Genomic DNA, 18,996 nt, shown 5'->3' with positions numbered 1-18,996 from the left:
CCGGACGGCGGCCGTGCGGGGGAATCCGCACGACCGCCGTCCGGTCATCGGGAGGACGCAGCGGCGTCCCGGGCCTACTGGGCCCCGGTCTTGATCTTGATGGCCGCGGCGACCAGGCCCGCGAACAGCGGGTGCGGGCGGGTCGGGCGGGACTTCAGCTCCGGGTGCGCCTGGGTGGCGACCAGGTAGGGGTGGACCTCGCGCGGGTACTCGACGTACTCGACCAGGTCGCCCTTGGGAGAGAGGCCGGAGAACTGCAGGCCGGTCTTCTCGAGGTCGGCGCGGAAGGCGTTGTTGACCTCGTAGCGGTGGCGGTGGCGCTCCTCGACGTACTGCTCGCCGCCGTAGACCTCGCGGACGATCGAGCCCTCGGCGAGCTTGGCCGGGTAGAGGCCCAGGCGCATGGTGCCGCCCAGGTCGCCCTTGCCGTCGACGATGGCGAGCTGCTCGGCCATGGTCGAGATGACGGGGTACTTGGCGGCCGCGTCGAACTCGGTGGAGTTCGCCTCGGGCAGGCCGGCCAGGTTCCGGGCGGCCTCGATCACGACGCACTGCAGGCCCAGGCACAGGCCCAGCAGCGGGATCCCGTTCTCGCGGCCGTAGGTGATCGCGGCGACCTTGCCGTCCACGCCGCGGTCGCCGAAGCCGCCGGGGATGCAGATCGCGTCCACGTCGCCCAGGTGCTCCTGCGCGCCCTCCGGCGTCAGGCAGTCGTCCGAGGTGACCCACTTGATCTCGACGCGGGCGTTGTTGGCGAAGCCGCCGGCGCGCAGCGCCTCGGTCACCGACAGGTAGGCGTCGGGCAGGTCGATGTACTTGCCGACCAGGGCGACCTTGACGATGTGCTGCGGCTCGTGGACGCGGCGCAGCAGGTCGTCCCAGGTGGTCCAGTCGACGTCGCGGAACGGCAGGTCGAGGCGGCGCACCACGTAGGCGTCCAGGCCCTCGCCGTGCAGCACCTTCGGGATGTCGTAGATCGACTTGGCGTCGATGGCCGCGACCACGGCCTCCTCGTCCACGTCGCACATCAGCGAGATCTTGCGCTTGATGGCCTGCGGGACCTCGCGGTCGGCACGCAGCACGATGGCGTCGGGCTGGATGCCGATGTTGCGCAGCGCGGCGACGGAGTGCTGGGTGGGCTTGGTCTTGAGCTCGCCGGAGGGGCCGATGTACGGCAGCAGCGAGACGTGCACGAAGAAGACGTTGTCCCGGCCGACCTCGTGGCGGACCTGGCGGACGGCCTCCAGGAACGGCAGCGACTCGATGTCGCCGACGGTGCCGCCGACCTCGGTGATGACGACGTCGACGTCCTCGGTCGCCATCCGGCGGATCCGGGACTTGATCTCGTTGGTGATGTGCGGGATGACCTGGACGGTGTCGCCCAGGTACTCGCCGCGGCGCTCCTTGGCGATGACGGTCGAGTACACCTGGCCGGTGGTGACGTTCGCCGAGCCGTGCAGGTTGGTGTCGAGGAACCGCTCGTAGTGGCCGATGTCGAGGTCGGTCTCGGCGCCGTCGTCGGTGACGAAGACCTCGCCGTGCTGGAACGGGTTCATCGTGCCCGGGTCCACGTTGAGGTACGGGTCGAGCTTCTGCATCGTCACGCGCAGGCCGCGCGCCTTGAGCAGCGCGCCCAGGCTGGAGGCGGTGAGGCCCTTGCCGAGCGAGGAGGCGACACCCCCGGTGACGAAGAGGTGCTTGGTCGTCACGGCGCGGCCGGCGGCCGACTTACCGGAATGGGGCTGTGCCAAGAGGGGGCTCCCGTGGGTCGCGGTGTCGAGGGTGACTCCCGGTGGCCGGACCTCCGCTCGTCCGCGCGTCGACGCATCTGCACGCCGGAGCACCGGCGGGGTCGTCGAATCGGCGGATCGGGGGTGGCCCTCAGCTGTGTGCTGCCCACCAGTCCACGGGATACCAGGGTATCAGCGCACCGGACGGGACGCGGTCCGGCCCGGCGCGGCGCGCCCTCCGCGGGCCCTCCGCAGGCTCCGCGCCCGCGGTGGAAGGATCAGCTCCGGATGGCTCGGACGGATCACCGGCGATCACCCGAGGGGACCAGCCGGGCTGGTCAATCCGGTGCGAGTCCGGCGGGGGACCGCCCCTGCGCGTGCCCCCGGGCGTACGGCGGACGTATTCTTCTCGGACGCATCGCCGACACCAGAGCACGCGGAGGGCGAGGGGGTCGGCCGACTCCGTTCGGTCCCCGGTGCGCGATCCGGAAGCCCCCCGTCCCGCCCCGCGCCCGGTCAGAGCCAGGGGCCCACCCGGCCCCGCCGGGCACCCACGAGCCCTCCCGCCACCCCAACGGACCTCGCGAGTGCCCCGGACCACCGGCGGGCGGCCCCGGCCCGCCCGTGCCCGCCGTCGGCGCAGCCACATCGCGAACTGGGAGACCCACGTGGCCGGCCGTATCGAGGACTACGCACTCATCGGGGACATGCAGACCGCCGCCCTGGTCAGCAGGGACGGGGCGGTGGACTGGCTGTGCCTGCCCCGCTTCGACTCGCCGGCCGTCTTCGCCGGCCTGCTGGGCACCGACGAGCACGGCTTCTGGCGGATCGGCCCCGCCGAGGCCGTGGGCGACGCGCCCGCGCCCGAGGAGCACCGCGACCACACCTTCCACGCGGACCACTCCGTCTCCGACACCGGCGACCTGCGCCTCCCGCCGGCCACCGCCTCCGCCCCGGCGCTGCCCGCCGACCGCCGCACCTACCGCGGCGACTCGCTCGTCCTGGAGCAGGAGTGGGACACCCAGGGCGGCACCGTCCGGGTGATCGACTTCATGCCGCCCCGCCACCTGCTCGGCACCCCCGACGTGCCCCAGATGATCCGGATCGTCGAGGGCCTCACCGGCCGGGTCCGGATGCGCTCGGCCGTCCGGATGCGCTTCAGCTACGGCAAGGTCGTGCCCTGGGTGCACCGGGTGGAGCAGCCGGACGGCGGGCACCGCACGGTGGCCGTGGCCGGCCCCGACTCGGTCTGGCTGGACGGCGAGGCCGAGACGTACGGGCGCGACCTGACCACCTACGCCGACTTCACCGTCGACGCGGGCGAGCGGATCGCCTTCGCCCTCACCTGGCAGGCCTCCCACCTGCCGGCGCCGGCCCCGGCCGACGCGGAGGCCGCGCTGGAGGCCACCGAGCGGTTCTGGGCGGAGTGGGTCGGCCACTGCACCCACCAGGGCCCCTACCGGGAGGCCGTGATCCGCTCCCTGATCACCCTCAAGGCGCTCACCTACGCCCCCACCGGCGGCATCGTCGCCGCGCCCACCACCTCGCTGCCCGAGGACATCGGCGGCGAGCGCAACTGGGACTACCGCTACACCTGGCTGCGCGACGCCGCCATCACCCTCTCCTCGCTGATGCGCACCGGCTACCGCGAGGAGGCCCGCGCCTGGCGCGAGTGGCTGCTGCGCGCCGTCGCCGGCGACCCGGAGAACCTGCAGATCATGTACGGCATCGCCGGCGAGCGCGAGCTCACCGAGTCCACCCTGGACTGGCTGCCCGGGTACGAGGGCTCGCTGCCCGTCCGGGTCGGCAACGGCGCCGCCGGGCAGCTGCAGCTCGACGTCTACGGCGAGGTCGTCGAGGCGCTGCACCTCGCCCACATGACCGGACTCGTCCGCAACGACCACGCCCACCAGCTGCAGCTGAAGCTGATCAGCTACCTGGAGAAGCACTGGCGCGAGCCCGACGAGGGCATCTGGGAGGTCCGCGGCCCGCGCCGGCACTTCGTGCACTCCAAGGTGATGGCCTGGGTCGCCGTCGACCGGACGATCCGCCTGCTGGAGGACACCGGCACCGAGGGCCCGCTGGAGCGCTGGAAGGCGCTGCGCGAGGAGATCCACGCGAACGTCTGCGAGAAGGGCTACGACGAGCAGCGCAACACCTTCACCCAGTACTACGGCGGGCAGGAACTCGACGCCTCGCTGCTGCTCATCCCGCAGGTCGGCTTCCTGCCGCCGGACGACAAGCGCGTCATCGGCACCATCGAGGCGATCCAGCGCGAACTGTCCACCGAGGACGGCTTCGTGCTGCGCTACCCCACCCACGACGCGCACGGCGCCAACGTCGACGGGCTGTCCGGCCACGAGGGCGCGTTCCTGGCCTGCTCGTTCTGGCTCGCCGACGACCTGGCCATGATCGGCCGGGTCTCCGAGGCCCGTGAGCTCTTCGACCGGCTGCTGGCGCTGCGCAACGACGTCGGCCTGCTCGCCGAGGAGTGGGACCCGCGGGCCAAACGCCAGGTCGGGAACTTCCCGCAGGCGTTCAGCCACGTTCCGCTGATCGACACCGCCCTGCGGCTCACCGCCTGCGGCGGCGCCTATGGCGCCGGTCAGCAGCACTGAGGCGCCGCCTGACGCGCTGTCGACAAATTGGTGGACGGGCCGTGACCGGCGCCGCAGACTGGCGCCCATGGCATCTCTCGTACGACACATCACCATCGACTGCGCCAACGCCTACGAACTCGGCACCTTCTGGGCCGCCGCGCTGGACGCCTCGCTGCACGAGGACGACCACCCCGGCGACCCCGAGGCGCTGGTCGAGAGCAAGGCCGGCACGCTGCTGTTCGTCACCGTGCCGGACCGCAAGAGCGTGAAGAACCGCGTCCACCTCGACCTGCAGCCGCAGGACCGCACCCGGGACGAGGAGGTCGAGCGGCTGGTCGGCCTCGGCGCCGCCCTGGTCGGCGACCACCGCCGGCCGGACGGCACCGGCTGGGTCACCCTCGCCGACCCCGAGGGCAACGAGTTCTGCGTCGAGCGCAGCGCCGCCGAGCGCGACGCCGGCTGACGGCCGCCCGGCCGTCAGCCGCGCTGCACCAGTTCGTCGTAGGTGGAGAGCACCTGGGCGACCGTGTCGGACTCGTCCGGCCAGGTGAGCTGCTGCTGACGGCCGGCCTCGGCGAGGTCGGCCCGCCGCTGCGGGTCGCCGATCAGCGCCCGGACGGCCCCGGCCAGCGCCGCGGCGTCACCGTACGGGACCAGCACCGCGGCGTCGCCCACCAGCTCGGGCACCCCGCCGACCGCGGTGGACACCACCGGCACGCCCGCCCGCATCGCCTCCTGGACGACCAGCGAGCGGGCCTCCCAACGGCTGGGGACGACCACCGCGTCGGCGGCGGCCAGCAGGTCGGGCACGTCGGTGCGGTGGCCGGGCATCCGCACCGGGAGGCCCTCGGCGGCGACCCGCTCGCGCAGCGCCTGGCCGTCCGGGCCGTCGCCTGCGATCACCACCAGCGGGTCCAGGTCGCCGAGCCGGCCGGCAGCGTCCAGCAGCAGGCCGAAGGACTTCTGCGGCACCAGCCGGCCGATGGCGAGCAGCAGCGGCCGGGCGGGCTCGTCCTTGCCGTCGAACAGCGCGGCCCGGGCGGCCTCCCGGTCGAGCGTCGCGGGCGGCAGCGGCGGGGCCGCGATCGGGCCGAGCCGGGCGTCGGTGGCACCGAGCTCACGGGCCCGGGCGACCAGGTCGGAGGAGGCACCGAGCACCAGGTCGGCGGCGCGCGCCACCCGCCGCTCCATCAGCCGCTGCAGCCGGCGGTCCAGGCCGGTCGCCAGCATCGCGTGGTGCGAGGTGACCACCAGCGGGGTCTCCGGGCGCAGGCCCGGGAAGCGGCCGGCCGTCCGCAGCGCGAGGTCGGAGAGCAGTCCGGCCCGCAGGCCGTGCGCGTGGACGACGTCCGCGCCGGTGAACGCGCGGCGCAGCTCGCCGATCGCGGCGGCGTCGCTGCGGGCGCCCGCGGTCGGCGTGATGTCCACCGGGTGGAACCGCGCGCCGGTGCGGGAGAAGCCGAACCGGGTGTCCGCGCTCTCCGGCGCGCAGACCGTCACGGTCACCCCGTGCGCGACCAACCCCTGGGCGAGCGAACGCACATGGGCGCCGATGCCCCCGGTACCGGCCGACAGGACGAGCACCGCCCGCAGTTGGCCGGGCTCTTCATGGGCCGCTGCGGCGCCCTTGGCGGCGGAATGGTCCACGTCGTCTCGCTCCGACTCGTTCAGGTGACGAGCACCGTCGCCGGACCCCCTGCCCCGGCCCGGGTCGGCCGACGGCTGCCTGCGCCCGCCGGTGGGCGGGGAAGGCGGGTTCCCGCGGACGGTCCTCGGGACTGGAAAGCCATTGTCCAGCCGCCACCATGCCAGGTCGGGCCGGGTCTTGGACAGTCGGCGCCGTGTGCGGGCGCGTCGGGGCCGCTCCCCCGGCCGGAGGAGCGGCCCGGCCGTCAGCGGCCGCGCGGCGCGCGGGCCGCGGCGAGCAGCTCCTCGGCGTGCGCACGGCCGAGTTCGGAGTCCTCCAGGCCGGCGAGCATCCGGGAGAGCTCGCGGACCCGCTCCTCGTCGGTCAGCGCCTTGACGCCGCTTCGGGTGACGGTGCCGTCGTTGGTCTTCTCCACCACCAGGTGCCGGTCGGCGAACGCGGCGACCTGCGGCAGGTGGGTCACCACGACGACCTGCGCGGACTCGGCGAGCTTCGCCAGCCGGCGGCCGATCTCCACCGCCGCCTTGCCGCCGACGCCCGCGTCGACCTCGTCGAACAGGTAGGTCGGCACCGGGTCGGCGCCGGCGAAGACCACCTCGACGGCGAGCATCACCCGGGACAGCTCACCGCCCGAGGCGCCCTTGGCGATCGGCCGCGGCTGCGCACCCGGGTGCGGGGCGAGCAGCACCTCGACCTCGTCCACGCCGTGCGAGCCGTAGGCGACGGTGCGCTCGCCGACCTCCAGGCCGGACGGGTCGTCGACCTGGGTGATCGCGAAGGTCACCCGGGCGTGCGGCATGGCGAGTTCGGCGAGTTCGGCGGAGACGGCGGCCGCGAACCGGTCGGCCGCGGCGTACCGGGCGGCCGACACCTCGGCCGCCAGCTCCGCCAACTCGGCCCGCAGCTCGGTCTCCTGGGCGCCGAGCTCGTCGATCCGCTCGTCGTCGCCGTCGAGTTCGGCGAGCCGCAGCGAGCCGGCCTCGGCCCACTCCAGCACCTCGGCGAGGGTGCCCTCGGCACCGGCGTACTTGCGCAGCAGCTGGCCGAGGACGGCCCGGCGGTCCTCCACCGCGGCGAGCCGCACCGGGTCGGCGTCCAGGTCGTCGGCGTAGCCCGCGAGGTCGCCGGCGACGTCGGCCAGCAGGTAGCCGACCTCGTTCAGCCGGTCGGCGAGGGCGGCGAGCCGCTCGTCGTGGTGGCGGACGGCGTCCAGTGCGCGGCGGGCCTGCGCGACCAGGGTGCCCGCGTCGACCGCGTCCGGGTCGGCCGGGTCGCCGGCCAGGGCGGCGTGCGCCAGCGTCGCGGAGGAGGAGAGCGCGTCGGCGTGGCCGAGCCGCTCCGCCTCGGCGGCGAGCTCCACGTCCTCGCCGGCCACCGGCTCGGCGGCGGCGACCTCCTCCAGGCCGAAGCGCAGCAGGTCCGCCTCCTGGGCGCGCTCGCGCGCCCGGGTGGTCAGCTCCTCCAGCGTGGCCGACACCTCGCGCAGCCGCCGGTACACCTCGCGGTAGCGGGCCAGCGGACCGGCGACGGCCTCGCCCGCGTACCGGTCGAGCGCGCCGCGCTGCCGGGAGGGGCGCAGCAGCCGCTGCTGGTCGGTCTGGCCGTGCACCGCGACGAGGTCCTCGCCGAGCTCGGCCAGCAGGCCCACCGGGACGGCCCGGCCGCCGACGTGGGCGCGCGAGCGGCCCTCGGCGGAGACCGTACGGCTGATGAGCAGTTCGCCGTCGTCCAGCTCGGCCCCGGCCTCCAGGGCGCGGGCCACCACCGGGGAGCCCTCGGGCAGGCTGAGCCGGCCCTCGACCACCGCGCGGTCCGAACCGTTGCGCACCAGGGCCGGGTCGGCCCGGCCGCCGAGCAGCAGGCCGAGGCTGGTCACCACCATGGTCTTGCCCGCACCGGTCTCGCCCGTCACGGCCGTGAATCCCGGTGCCAGTTCGACCACGGCGTCGTCGATCACGCCAAGATCCCGTATCCGCATCTCGTCCAACACGGAGACGACCTTACGAGGTACCACCGTCGATGCGCGACGAGCCCGGCCCCCGCAGCACCAAGTTCATCCCTTCCGGGCCGGTTCCCCCCGTTCCTCCGGACACCCGGCACCGGCCGTCCCCGGCCGGAGCCCGACCGGCCGGTCGGCCGCTCAGGCCGCGGACCCTCCGGGCACGGTGCACCAGCGCAGGAAGAACTGGGCGAGCGGTCCGATGGCCAGCGCGTAGGCGATCGTCCCGACGCCGAAGGTGCCGCCGAGCAGGATGCCGGCGGTGAGCACGGTCAGTTCGATGCCGGTGCGGATCAGCCGCAGCGAGCGGCCGGTGCGCCGGTGCAGGCCGGTCATCAGGCCGTCCCGCGGGCCGGGGCCGAGCCGGGCGCCGATGTAGAGGCCGGTGGCGAGGCCGTTCAGGACGATGCCGGCGGCCAGCAGCGCGATCCGGGCGGGCAGCGCGTGCGGCCCCTCGACCAGCCGCAGGGTGGCGTCCATGGCCGCGCCCAGCACCAGCACGTTGCCGACCGTGCCGACCCCGGGCCGCTGCCGCAGCGGCACCCACAGCAGCAGGACGCAGGCGCCGACCAGCGTCACCCAGGTGCCCACGCTCAGCCCGAAGTGCCGGGCCAGTCCCTGGTGGAGGACGTCCCACGGGTTGCCGCCCAGCGAGGCGCGCAGCATCAGGCCCATGCTCACCCCGTACAGCACCAGCCCGGCCGCGAGCTGGGGCACCCGCCGGCCCAGCCGGGACGGCGGGCGCGGCACGTCGCCGGCGGCGGGCACGGGGGCGTCGGGGGCGGCTGGGGCTGGCGGGGCGGCTGTGTCGGGGACGGTCCCGGCGGTCGGTGGAACGGTCTCGGCGGAGGGCGCGGCGGCCATCGGGTCTCCCTTGCGGTGATGCGCGGACTGGCGCCATCATGGGCGGTCCGCACGACGCCCATCCAGGTCCAATTCGAATCAGGTGGACTGGAAAATTCCGATGTCCGAGTGGCACACCACCATCACCCCGCCCGCCTTCGCCCGGCTATTGCGGACGGCCCGCGCACCCGACGGCGACGGCCGCCGCTCCGCGTACCGCACGCTCGCCGGACAGGTCCGGACGCTGCTCGCCGACGGCCGCCTCCCGGTCGGCACCCGGCTGCCCGCCGAACGCGAACTCGCCGCCGAACTGGCGCTCAGCCGCACCACCGTCGCCACCGCCTACGAGGCCCTGCGCACCGACGGCTACCTGCGCAGCCGCCGCGGCGCCGGCAGCTGGACGGTCCTGCCGGAGGGCACCCGGCCGCCCGCCGACGCCCTGCAGCCCGTCCCGCCGGACCAGCGCGACACCGTCATCGACCTGGGCGTCGCCGCCCTGCCCGCCCCGCAGCCGCACCTCGGCCGGGCCGCCGCCCGCGCCCTGGAGCAGCTGCCCGCGTACGCCGCCGGGCACGGCCACTACCCGACCGGCGTGCCGGTGCTCCGCGAGGCGATCGCCCGCCGCTTCACCGCCCGCGGACTGCCCACCTCCCCCGACCAGATCCTGGTCACCACCGGCGCCATGGGCGCCCTGCAGCTCGCCCGGCGGGCCCTGCTCGGCCGCGGCGACCGGGTCGCCGTCGAGGCGCCCAGCTACGCCCACAGCCTGCAGCTGCTGCGCCGGGCCGGTGCCCGCCTCGTCCCCGTCCCGCTGGCCCGACCGACCGGCCCGCAGCCGCAGTGGGACCTCGCCGCCTGGCGCCGCGCCCTGCGCGACTCCGCGCCGCGGGTGGCGTACGTCGTCCCGGACTTCCACAACCCGACCGGCGCGCTCGTCCCCGAGGAGCAGCGCCGCGCCCTGCTGTCCGCCGCCCGCGCGGTCGGCACCGTGCTGCTCGTCGACGAGACCACCGCCGAACTCGGCTGGGGCGTCGACGACGGCGCCCTGCCCCGGCCCACCGCCGCCCTCGACCGCACCGCCCAGGTGATCACCGTCGGCTCGGCCAGCAAGCTGCTCTGGGGCGGGCTGCGGATCGGCTGGCTGCGCGCCGCGCCGGCCCTGGTACGGCAGTTGGCCGCGGACCGGGTGTTCGGCGACGTCGGCACGCCCGTCCTCGACCAGCTGATCGCCGCCGAGATGATCGCCGAACAGCTCGACGAAGTCCGGGCGCACCAGCTGCAGCGGCTGCGGGCGAGCGCCGACGCCCTCGCCGCGGAGCTGCGGCTGCGGCTCCCCGGCTGGGAGTTCACCCTGCCGCCGGGCGGCCTCGCGCTCTGGCTGGCCACCGCCGGCACCTCGGGGACGGCGCTCGCCCGGGCGGGCGAGCGGATCGGCGTCCGGCTCGCGGCCGGCGCCCGGTTCGGGGTGGACGGCGCGTTCGAGGACTACCTGCGGATCCCCCTGACCGTGCCGCCCGCCGCCGTACCGGCAGCGGTGGAACGGCTGGCCGAGGCCCCCGCCCGGGCCGCCCGCGGCGGCGGCCGCGCCCCGGCCGGCGGCGATCCCCAGCCGCTCGCGGTCTGACCTGACGTCACCCGGCCTTCCGGCCGACCGGTCGTCACCGACCGGTCGGCCGAGGGGGATCGCCTGCGGGCCCTACGGACGGTCAGTGGTGGTTGCCCGCCCGGCCGCGCCAACCCGTCACCGGCAGCGCGAACTTCGCCACCAGCCGGTCGGTGAACGGCGCCCGGTGCAGCCGGGCCAGCCGCACCGGCGTCTTGCCGCGGCGCACCTCCACCCGCGCCCCGGCCGGGAGTTCGACCGAGCGGCGGCCGTCCAGCCAGAGCACCCCGTGCGGGGTCTTCTGCTGCACCTCCACCGCCAGCACCGACTCAGGCGAGGTCACCAGCGGCCGGGCGAACAGCGCGTGCGCGCTGATCGGCACCATCAGCAGCGCCTCCACCTCCGGCCAGACCACCGGCCCGCCGCCCGAGAACGCGTAGGCCGTCGACCCGGTCGGCGTCGCACAGACCACCCCGTCGCAGCCGAAGTTGGACACCGGCCGGCCGTCGACCTCGGTGACCACCTCCAGCATCCGCTCCCGGGCCGCCTTCTCGATCGACGCCTCGTTCAGCGCCCAGTCCTCGTGGATCACGTCACCGTTGGTGCGCACCAGGACGTCGATCGTCATCCGCTCCTCGACCTCGTAGTCGGCGTCGACCACCCGCTCGACCACGACCGCGAGGTCGTCCCGCTCGGCCTCCGCGAGGAAGCCCACCCGCCCCAGGTTGATCCCGAGCATCGGCAGCCCCGACTCGCGGGCGAGCTCCGCCCCCCGCAGCAGCGTGCCGTCGCCGCCCGCGACGAGGATCAGCTCGCAGCCGTCCGCCGCCCCGTGCCCGCCCGGCACCCGCTCGACCCCCTCCGGCAGGTCGAGACCGACCGCCTCGGACGCCAGCAGCCGGATTCTGATCCCCGCCTTCAGCAGGCCGTGCACCAGCCCTTCCACGCTGCGCAGCGCCGCCTCGCGGCCGGTGTGCGCGATCAGGAAGACCGTACGTTCATCGCTCATGCCCGCTGCCCTCTCCCTAACGTCTGCAGGATCGTCGTCGACCCGCACGGCCTCCACCGCGCTGCGGCGGGGGCAGGACGTCCGTCGAGCACCCTACCGGGGGCCCTCCGCGACGGCCCGGTCCGCCTCGGCCGGGTCCAGCTGCGGCGCGTCCCGACGCAACCACAGGAAGTACTCGACGTTGCCGGACGGCCCGGGCAGCGGGCTGGCCGTGACCGCCCGCACTCCCAGGCCGAGCTGCCAGGCCTCTCCTGCTACCTGACGGATCGTCTCGGCCCGGAGTTCCGGGCTGCGCACGACACCGCCGCTGCCGAGCCTTTCCTTGCCGATCTCGAACTGTGGCTTGACCATCAGCACCAGGTCTGCATCCGGCGCGCTGCAGCCCGCCAGCGCCGGCAGCACCAGACCGAGGGAGATGAACGACAGGTCGCCCACCACCAGGTCGACCGGCGTCCCGCCGATCCCCTCCACGGTCAGCTCCCGCACGTTGGTGCGGTCCATCACGGTCACCCGCTCGTCGCTCTGCAGCGACCAGGCCAGCTGCCCGTAGCCGACGTCGACCGCCAGCACGTGCGCCGCCCCGGCCCGCAGCAACACGTCGGTGAAGCCGCCGGTCGACGCACCGGCGTCCAGCGCCCGCCGCCCCTCGACCACCAGGCCCTGCGGCACGAACGCGGCGAACGCCCCCGCCAGCTTGTGGCCGCCGCGCGACACGTAGTCCGGGTCGCTGTCGTCCTTCGCCACCACGACCGCCGCCGAGGTCTCCACCTGGGTCGCCGGCTTGGTCGCCGTCGTCCCGCCGACCGTCACCCGGCCCGCCGCGATCAGTTCGCTCGCGTGCTCCCGCGAACGGGCCAGCTTGCGGCGCACCAGCTCCGCGTCGAGTCGGCGTCGTGCCACTGCCACTGCTGTTCCATCTCCTACGTGCCCCTCCGGCCGGCACGGCCGGGGCGGGCGGTCACTCGTCGTCGAGGGCGGCCAGGATGTCGGTCAACCGCTGGTGAACATCTTCGTACACCGCGGGGTGCGCCTCGGTCTCCGCCCCGTCCAACGCCTCCAGCCGGTCCAGCGATTCGTCCACGGCCGGGTGACCGGTGCGGGCGGACTCAGGCACCGCCGTCCTCCTTCGGGGCCCGGCGGGTCACCGTCTTCTTGACGACCGTCTTCTTCACCGCCGCCTTCTTCACGGCGGCCGGCTGCGCGGTCGTGCGCTTCGCCGTCGCCTTGCGGGTGGTCGTCTTCTTCGTGGTCGTCTTCTTCGCGGCGGTCTTGTCGGCCGCGGTCTTCTTCGCGGCGGCCGGCCGGGCGGAGGACTTCTTCGCCGGCGTGCGCTTCGCGGGCGCCTTCTTCGCGGCGGGCTCCCCGTTCGCGGCAGCGTTCCCGGTCTCCGCGGCGTTCCCGGTCTCCGCGGCGTTCCCGTCCCGCTCCGGCGCGGCCTCGGCCGGCACCGCACCGTCGGAGCGAACGGGCTCCGGCCGCGGTTCGGCGACCGCCGGCTCGGGCTCGCCGTCGTCCCAGCCGGCGTCGAACAGGCCGTCCGCCCGGTTCGAGGGCTTCCCGGCCGTACGCGGCGCCGGTGCCACGTCCTCGTCCTCGTCCTCGTCGACCGCGCGGAGCTTGCCCTCCAGGTAGCTCAGCACGACGCCGACCTTCACCATCTGGTCGCCGACCCGCTCGAACACCCGCTCCACCTCGCCGCGGGCCACCCCGACGGCGAGGTCGACACCGGCCCGGCCGACCGTCACCGCCTCGGTCGCCAATATCTGCAGCGACCGCACCGAGGACGGCATCTGCTCGGTCACCCGCTTCTCCACCGCGGCGACGTCCACGCCGCTGCGCTCCAGCAGGTCGGACGCCGCCCCCACCACCCGGCGGCCCGCCTCCTCCGCGATCCCCGTCGCGACCACCACCACGCCCCGCACCGCATCACGCAGCATCCGAACGCCTCCTCCGCTTGCCCGGGTCCGCTCCGACGCTACCCCGTACCGCCCCCGCACCGCTGCACCGCACGACCGGCCGGGTTCCCCCGCTGGGTTAGCGTGGGGGCGATCGGACGGCCGCCCGGCCCTCCGACCGCGGTCGACGGGAGCAGGACGGCGATGGCCACCATCGAGGAGTGCCGCGCGGCACTGGAACAGCTCAGCCGCAACCTGGCCGGCTCCGAGGGCGACGTCCGCAAGGCGGCCGCCATGGACCGCTCGCTGACCTGCCACATCACCGACCTCAACCTGACCTTCTCCGGCCGCCTGCGCGACGGGCGGATCGCGGACGTGACCGAGGCCCCTGGCAAGCCCGCCGCCAAGGCCGACATCCGGCTCGCGATGTCCGGCGACGACCTGGTCGCCCTCGTCGGCGGCCGGCTCAACTTCGCCTCCGCCTGGGCCGCCGGCCGCGTCCGCCTGGAGGCCGGCTTCCGCGACCTGCTGCGGCTGCGCACCCTGCTCTGACCACCGGGGCGGCCACGGCTCAGAAGCCGAGCTCGGCCAGCGCCTTCCGTCCGTCGGCGGGGGCGCCGTCCGCGTCCAGCGCCGTCCAGGCCGCCGCGCAGAGCGCCCGCAGGCCGTCCCAGCGGTCGCCGGAGCCGCCGAGCACCAGTACGCCGTCCGCCGCCCGCGCCGTCCAGCCGCCGCAGGCGTACCCGCCGTCGGCCGCGGAGACCTCCGGCTGGGGGACCAGCAGACCGCGCAGATCGGCGGCCAGGTACGTCGGCCGGTGCTCGGCCGGTGCGGCGAGCAGCTGGGCGGGCGTGGCGATGCCGGTGAACACCAGCAGGCTGTCGACGCCGCCGTTGAAGGCGCCCTCGATGTCGGTGTCCAGCCGGTCGCCGACCACCAGCGGCCGCTTCGCACCCGTGCGGATCACCGTCTCGCGGTGCATCGGCGGCAGCGGCTTGCCCGCCACCTCCGGCTCCTCGCCGGTCGCCGCCCGGACGGCCGCGACCAGCATCCCGTTCCCCGGCGCGATGCCGCGCCCGGTCGGCACCGTGAGGTCGGTGTTGGAGGCGATCCACGGCAGCCCCGCGGCGACCGCGTACGAAGCCTCCGCGAGGTCCTTCCAGCCCAGCGACGGGTCGAAGCCCTGCACCACCGCGACCGGCTGCTCGTCCATCGACCGGACGGCGACCAGGCCGTGCTCGGCCAGCGCCTCGACCAGTCCGGCGCCGCCGCACACCAGCACCTTCGAGCCGACCGGCACCTTCGCCGCGACCAGCCGGGCCGCCGCCTGCGCCGAGTTGATCACGTCCGCGGCCTCGGCCGGCACACCGAGCTCGGTGAGGTGCTCGGCGACCACCCGCGGCGGCCGCGAGGCGTTGTTGGTGACGTAGGCCAGCCGCATCCCGGCGTCCCGGGCCTGCGCCAGCGACTCCACGGCGTGCTCGATCGCGTGCGGCCCCGCGTAGACGACGCCGTCCAGGTCCAGCAGCGCGGTGTCGTACGCCTCGGTGAGCGGCCGCGCGGACCCCTCCGGAGCGGTCCGCCCCCGGCTCTCCCCCGTGGTCGTCGCTGCAGTGGCCCGGCTGGTCGCGGTGTCCGTCATCGGCTGCTCGTCCTCGTTCCGTCGTCGTGCATCGTCGTGCGTCGTCGTGCGTCGTACATGGGATGCCGTGCGTCGTGCGTCGTCGCTCGGGCCGCGGCGCCGTTGCCGCTTCTCACTCCGCGCCGTCGGGCTCCTCCGGCGGCGCCAGACGGCCCGGCGCCCCCGGCAGCAGCGGCCCGAAGGCCCCGGCCCGCGCGGCGAGCGTCGCCCGGGTCTGCCTCAGCGCAGCCCGGTAGTGGGCGTTCTCCGGCCGCATGGCCACCGCCAGCGCCAGGTGCTCGGCGGACGACTCGAAGTCGCCCAGCCGGGCCGCCGCCACGCCCCACCCGAACTGAGCGTAGTCGTCGGACGGATCGGCCAGCGCAACGGCCCGGAAGCTCTCCAGCGCCGCCGCGTACGAGCCGGTGTCGAACTGGGCGCGGGCCAGTGCCTCCCGGATCGACCGGGAGTCGGGCTCCGCCTCCGCCGCGCGCGCCAGCAACTGCACGGCCGCCGCCGGGTGCCGCTGGTCCAGCAGTTGCACCCCGCGCCGGAACCAGTCGTACACGTCGCCCTCCGGCGCACCCGTGCCCTCGCTGCCGCCCACCCGCTCCGAGCCTCCGCCCATGCCGTCCCTCGCTCCCGGTCCCGGCCCGCCCCGTCACCGGTGCCTGGCCTCTCCACCGATCTGGCAACACTCCCCACCCGGTGAACATGCCCCGTTCCGCACCCGTGATCACGTCCCCCGCGTGCCCCGCGGCCCGTGCACTGATACCGATACGGAGGGACGCCGCCGCTCCTGCTGCGATCCTGTACGTGAACACCGGCCCCCCGATCGGAGGCAGGGGTTTCCACGCGAGGAGATTCGATGAGTGCACCCAGTGCGGACAGCGGAGCTGCGGCTCCGGCGGGCGGCCCCGGCGACCCCGGACACGTCGCGACCGCAGGGCTGTCCCTGTCCCCCTTCCGCGGCCTGCGGTACGTCCCCGACCGGGTCGGTACCCTCGCCGCGGTCACGTCGCCGCCGTACGACGTGGTCGACCCCGGCCGCCGGCAGGACCTGGAGACCGCGGACCCGCACAACGTGGTCCGGCTGATCCTCCCTCGCCCCGAACCGGAGGACGCCGGGGACCGCCCGGACCGCGACACCCGCTACCGGCACGCCGCCCGGCTGCTCTCCGAGTGGCAGCAGCAGGGCGTGCTCGCCCCCGACCCGGCACCGGCGCTGTACGTCTACGAGCAGCGCACCCACGAGGCCGGCGGAGGCACCCTGCAGCGCGGCCTGATCGGTGCCCTCGCCGTCAGCGGCCGCGAGGCCGGCGTCGTGCTGCCGCACGAGGACGTCATGCCGCGGCCGGTCGCCGACCGGGTCGGCCTGATGCGCACCACCCGCGCCAACCTGGAACCGCTGCTGCTCACCTACCGCGGCAACGGCGGCGCCGCCGGTGTGATCGAGCGCGCGGCCCGCCGCGAACCGCTGCTCGCCACCACGACCAGCGACGGCACCGACCACCGGCTCTGGGCGGTCACCGACCCCGCCGACCTCGCCGAGGTCACCCGCGACCTCGCCACCTGTCGGGCCCTGATCGCCGACGGCCACCACCGCTGGGAGATGTACCTGCGGCTCCAGCGCGAGCACCGGCACCTGCCGCGCAGCCCCTGGGACCGCGGCATGGTGCTGCTCGTGGACACCGCCCGCTACCCGCTCAACGTGCGGGCGATCCACCGCGTCCTCTACCGTCTGCCGGTCTCCGCCGCGGTCGCCGCGCTCGCCCCGCACTGGCAGGTCAAGGAGGTGCCCGGACCGCTGGACACGGCCCTGCAGGCCCTCGCCGAGGCCAAGGAGCACGGCGGCAACGCCTTCCTGCTGACCGGCGGGGACGGGGTGTACCGGCTGGTCGGCGAACCGGACGAGGAGCGGATCGCCGCGACCGTCCGCACCGACCGGCCCGAGGAGTGGCGCCGGCTCGACGCCACCGTCCTGCACGAGACGCTGCTGGACCACACCTGGCAGGTCCCGGACGCCCCCGACCACATCGGCTACCTGCACACCGCACGCGCCGCCGAGCAGGAGGCCGCCCGCAGCGGCGGCACCGCCGTCCTGCTCCACCCGGTCCAGGAGCGGGTCGTCCGGCGGCTGGCCGAGCAGGGCGTCACCATGCCCCGCAAGTCGACCTCCTTCGGCCCCAAGCCGGCGACCGGACTGGTCCTGCGCTCGCTCGCCCTCGGCTGACACCGACCGCACGGCACGCGGCGCACGCCGCACGGCACACAACGACGGAGGGCCCCACCGCGGCTGCGGTGGGGCCCTCCGTCACTCCGGTCCCGGGGGACGCCGGATCAGTCGCGCTGCTGCGCGTCCTCGCCGCCGTCCTTCGCCTCGGGCGCCCCGTCCTCGTCGTCCTCGTCGATCTCGAGGTCGTCCTCGTCGTAGTACTCCTCGACGTCTTCCTCGTCCTCGTAGATGACGCGGTCGTCGCCGATCTCGTCGTGCGCGATCCTGCGGGCGGGGGCCTCGGCCTGCTCGGCCTCCTCCTCCGCCTCGTCCTCGGCCAGCGCGTCGACGAACTCCAGGCCGTCGATCTCGGCCAGCCGCTCCGAGGCGTTGGTGGAGCCGTCGGTGTCGGCCTCGGCGGCCTTCGCGAACCAGTCGCGGGCCTCCTCGCCGCGCCCGGCGGCGATCAGCGCCTCCGCGTAGGCGTACCGCAGACGGGCGGTCCACGGCTGGACGGAGCTGGACGCGAGCTCGGGGCTCTGCAGCGTCACCACGGCGGCGTCGAACTGCTCCATGTCACTACGGGCACCCGCGGCGACCAGGCGCATCTCGACCTGGCCGGCCTTGTCCAGCTGCTTCACCTCGGGCTCGCCGGCCATCGCCAGCGCGCGCTCCGGGCGGCCCAGACCGCGCTCGCAGTCCGCCATCACCGGCCACAGGTCGGCACGGCCGGTCATCCGGCGGGCGGCGCGGAACTCGGTCAGCGCCTCCGAGTAACGCTGCGTCATGTAGGAGGCGAAACCGGCCGCCTCACGGACGCTCGCGACGCGCGAGGCCAGCCGCAGCGCGACGCGGGAGTACTTGTAGGCCTCCTCCGGCTCGCTGTCAAGCAGGCGGGCGACCATCACCAGGTTGCGCGCGACGTCGTCGGCCAGGGTCTTCGGCAGGCTCTTCAGGTCCTGGCGCACATCGGCGTCGATCTCGAACCCGGTGACGTCCTCCGGGATCGGCAGCCGCTGGACGGGCTCCTGCGAGCCACGGCGGTCGTCGTAGTCCCGACGGTCGTCACGGCGGCCCTCGAAGCGCCCGCCCCGGTCACCACGGTCACCGTACGGCCGGCTGCCACCGCGGCCACCCCGGTCGCGGTCGTCACGGCCTCGGTAGCCACCGCCACCGGACGGACGGTCACCGTACGACGGACGGTCGTCACGACGCGGACGGTCACCGTAGGACGGACGGTCGTCACGACGGAACTCACCACGCGGGCGGTCGCCGTAGGAGGGGCGGTCGTCGCGGCGGGGACGGTCACCGTAGGACGGACGGTCGTCACGACGGAACTCACCGCGCGGGCGGTCGTCACGACGCTCACGGTCCCCGTACGAGGGACGGTCATCGCGGCGGGGACGGTCACCGTACGAGGGGCGATCGTCGCGCCCGCGGTAGCCACCGCCAGCGCCACCGCCGGCAGGACGGTCGTCACGGCCACGGTAGCCACCGCCGCCACCGGACGGACGGTCCCCGTACGAGGGACGGTCATCGCGACGCGGACGGTCACCGTAGGACGGACGGTCGTCACGACGGGGACGGTCACCGTAGGACGGACGGTCGTCACGACGGAACTCACCGCGCGGGCGGTCGTCACGACGCTCACGGTCCCCGTACGAGGGACGGTCATCGCGGCGGGGACGGTCACCGTAGGACGGACGGTCGTCGCGCCCGCGGTAGCCACCGCCAGCGCCACCGCCGGCAGGACGGTCGTCACGGCCACGGTAGCCACCGCCACCGCCGCCACCGGACGGACGGTCCCCGTACGAGGGACGGTCATCGCGACGC

The 18,996-nt window shown here is 75.0% G+C and carries 17 protein-coding genes; 5 read left to right on the top strand and 12 right to left on the bottom strand.

The window, feature by feature from the left end; genetic code table 11:
• Positions 1-74: 74 nt before the first annotated feature.
• A complete protein-coding gene (pyrG, locus tag ABD353_RS35130; protein ID WP_344627768.1) occupies positions 75-1,751 on the bottom strand; it encodes a CTP synthase in 1,677 nt (558 codons plus the stop codon).
• A 647-nt stretch (positions 1,752-2,398) separates the two neighbouring features.
• Between pyrG and ABD353_RS35125 the strand changes: the two genes are divergently transcribed.
• Both ABD353_RS35125 and ABD353_RS35120 read left to right on the top strand, forming a co-directional pair.
• Positions 2,399-4,348, top strand: coding sequence for a glycoside hydrolase family 15 protein (locus ABD353_RS35125; RefSeq protein ID WP_344627767.1), 1,950 nt, complete (start codon positions 2,399-2,401; stop codon positions 4,346-4,348).
• A 67-nt stretch (positions 4,349-4,415) separates the two neighbouring features.
• Entirely contained in the window at positions 4,416-4,793 is a 378-nt protein-coding gene (locus ABD353_RS35120; protein ID WP_344627766.1) for a VOC family protein, read from the top strand.
• Between the two features lie 14 nt (positions 4,794-4,807).
• Here ABD353_RS35120 and ABD353_RS35115 read toward each other — a convergent pair whose 3' ends face one another.
• The 3 genes from ABD353_RS35115 to yczE form a co-directional block, all read right to left on the bottom strand.
• Positions 4,808-5,977: a glycosyltransferase family 4 protein gene (locus ABD353_RS35115; RefSeq protein ID WP_344627765.1), complete on the bottom strand. Its 1,170-nt coding sequence runs from the start codon at positions 5,975-5,977 to the stop codon at positions 4,808-4,810.
• A gap of 245 nt (positions 5,978-6,222) precedes the next feature.
• Positions 6,223-7,956: a DNA repair protein RecN gene (gene recN / locus ABD353_RS35110; protein WP_344627771.1), complete on the bottom strand. Its 1,734-nt coding sequence runs from the start codon at positions 7,954-7,956 to the stop codon at positions 6,223-6,225.
• Positions 7,957-8,118: 162 nt separating this feature from the next.
• On the bottom strand, positions 8,119-8,841 hold the full coding sequence (gene yczE, locus ABD353_RS35105) for a membrane protein YczE (RefSeq protein ID WP_344627764.1): 723 nt from the start codon (positions 8,839-8,841) through the stop codon (positions 8,119-8,121).
• Between the two features lie 100 nt (positions 8,842-8,941).
• Here yczE and yczR point away from each other — a divergent pair, with 100 nt between their 5' ends.
• Positions 8,942-10,444 carry a MocR-like transcription factor YczR gene (gene yczR / locus ABD353_RS35100; protein WP_344627763.1) on the top strand — a complete coding sequence of 501 codons (1,503 nt, stop codon included), beginning with the start codon at positions 8,942-8,944 and terminating at the stop codon, positions 10,442-10,444.
• 82 nt (positions 10,445-10,526) lie between these two features.
• On the opposite strand, the gene ABD353_RS35095 is transcribed toward yczR, so the two are convergent.
• The 4 genes from ABD353_RS35095 to ABD353_RS35080 form a co-directional block, all read right to left on the bottom strand.
• On the bottom strand, positions 10,527-11,432 hold the full coding sequence (locus ABD353_RS35095; RefSeq protein ID WP_030273388.1) for an NAD kinase: 906 nt from the start codon (positions 11,430-11,432) through the stop codon (positions 10,527-10,529).
• A 93-nt stretch (positions 11,433-11,525) separates the two neighbouring features.
• The gene (locus tag ABD353_RS35090; protein WP_344627770.1) at positions 11,526-12,332 is read right to left on the bottom strand and encodes a TlyA family RNA methyltransferase; all 807 of its coding nucleotides are present in this window, start codon (positions 12,330-12,332) and stop codon (positions 11,526-11,528) included.
• A gap of 58 nt (positions 12,333-12,390) precedes the next feature.
• Positions 12,391-12,546 (bottom strand): hypothetical protein, encoded by a 156-nt coding sequence (locus tag ABD353_RS35085; protein WP_344627762.1) that lies wholly within the window; start codon positions 12,544-12,546, stop codon positions 12,391-12,393.
• Entirely contained in the window at positions 12,539-13,369 is an 831-nt protein-coding gene (locus ABD353_RS35080; protein ID WP_344627761.1) for a hypothetical protein, read from the bottom strand. Before ABD353_RS35080 ends, ABD353_RS35085 begins: the two co-directional genes overlap by 8 nt.
• Positions 13,370-13,531: 162 nt before the next feature.
• Here ABD353_RS35080 and ABD353_RS35075 point away from each other — a divergent pair, with 162 nt between their 5' ends.
• Positions 13,532-13,879 (top strand): SCP2 sterol-binding domain-containing protein, encoded by a 348-nt coding sequence (locus tag ABD353_RS35075; protein WP_344627760.1) that lies wholly within the window; start codon positions 13,532-13,534, stop codon positions 13,877-13,879.
• A 19-nt stretch (positions 13,880-13,898) separates the two neighbouring features.
• Here ABD353_RS35075 and ABD353_RS35070 read toward each other — a convergent pair whose 3' ends face one another.
• A complete protein-coding gene (locus ABD353_RS35070; protein WP_344627759.1) occupies positions 13,899-14,969 on the bottom strand; it encodes an HAD-IIA family hydrolase in 1,071 nt (356 codons plus the stop codon).
• 112 nt (positions 14,970-15,081) lie between these two features.
• Entirely contained in the window at positions 15,082-15,576 is a 495-nt protein-coding gene (locus tag ABD353_RS35065) for a tetratricopeptide repeat protein (RefSeq protein ID WP_344627758.1), read from the bottom strand.
• A gap of 240 nt (positions 15,577-15,816) precedes the next feature.
• Here ABD353_RS35065 and ABD353_RS35060 point away from each other — a divergent pair, with 240 nt between their 5' ends.
• On the top strand, positions 15,817-17,181 hold the full coding sequence (locus tag ABD353_RS35060; protein WP_344627757.1) for a DUF1015 family protein: 1,365 nt from the start codon (positions 15,817-15,819) through the stop codon (positions 17,179-17,181).
• 107 nt (positions 17,182-17,288) lie between these two features.
• Here the strand turns inward: ABD353_RS35060 and ABD353_RS35055 are convergent, their stop codons facing one another.
• Both ABD353_RS35055 and ABD353_RS35050 read right to left on the bottom strand, forming a co-directional pair.
• Positions 17,289-18,131, bottom strand: a complete 843-nt coding sequence (locus tag ABD353_RS35055) for a tetratricopeptide repeat protein (RefSeq protein WP_344627756.1) — start codon at positions 18,129-18,131, stop codon at positions 17,289-17,291.
• On the bottom strand, positions 18,116-18,996 hold an 881-nt coding region (locus ABD353_RS35050), incomplete at its 5' end, for a hypothetical protein (RefSeq protein WP_425555317.1). The genes ABD353_RS35050 and ABD353_RS35055, both read right to left, overlap by 16 nt.

This window comes from Kitasatospora arboriphila (assembly GCF_039528095.1).
Lineage (GTDB): Bacteria > Actinomycetota > Actinomycetes > Streptomycetales > Streptomycetaceae > Kitasatospora > Kitasatospora arboriphila.
Note: the sequence above shows the minus strand (reverse complement) of the source record. Positions and strands in the feature narration are given on the sequence as shown.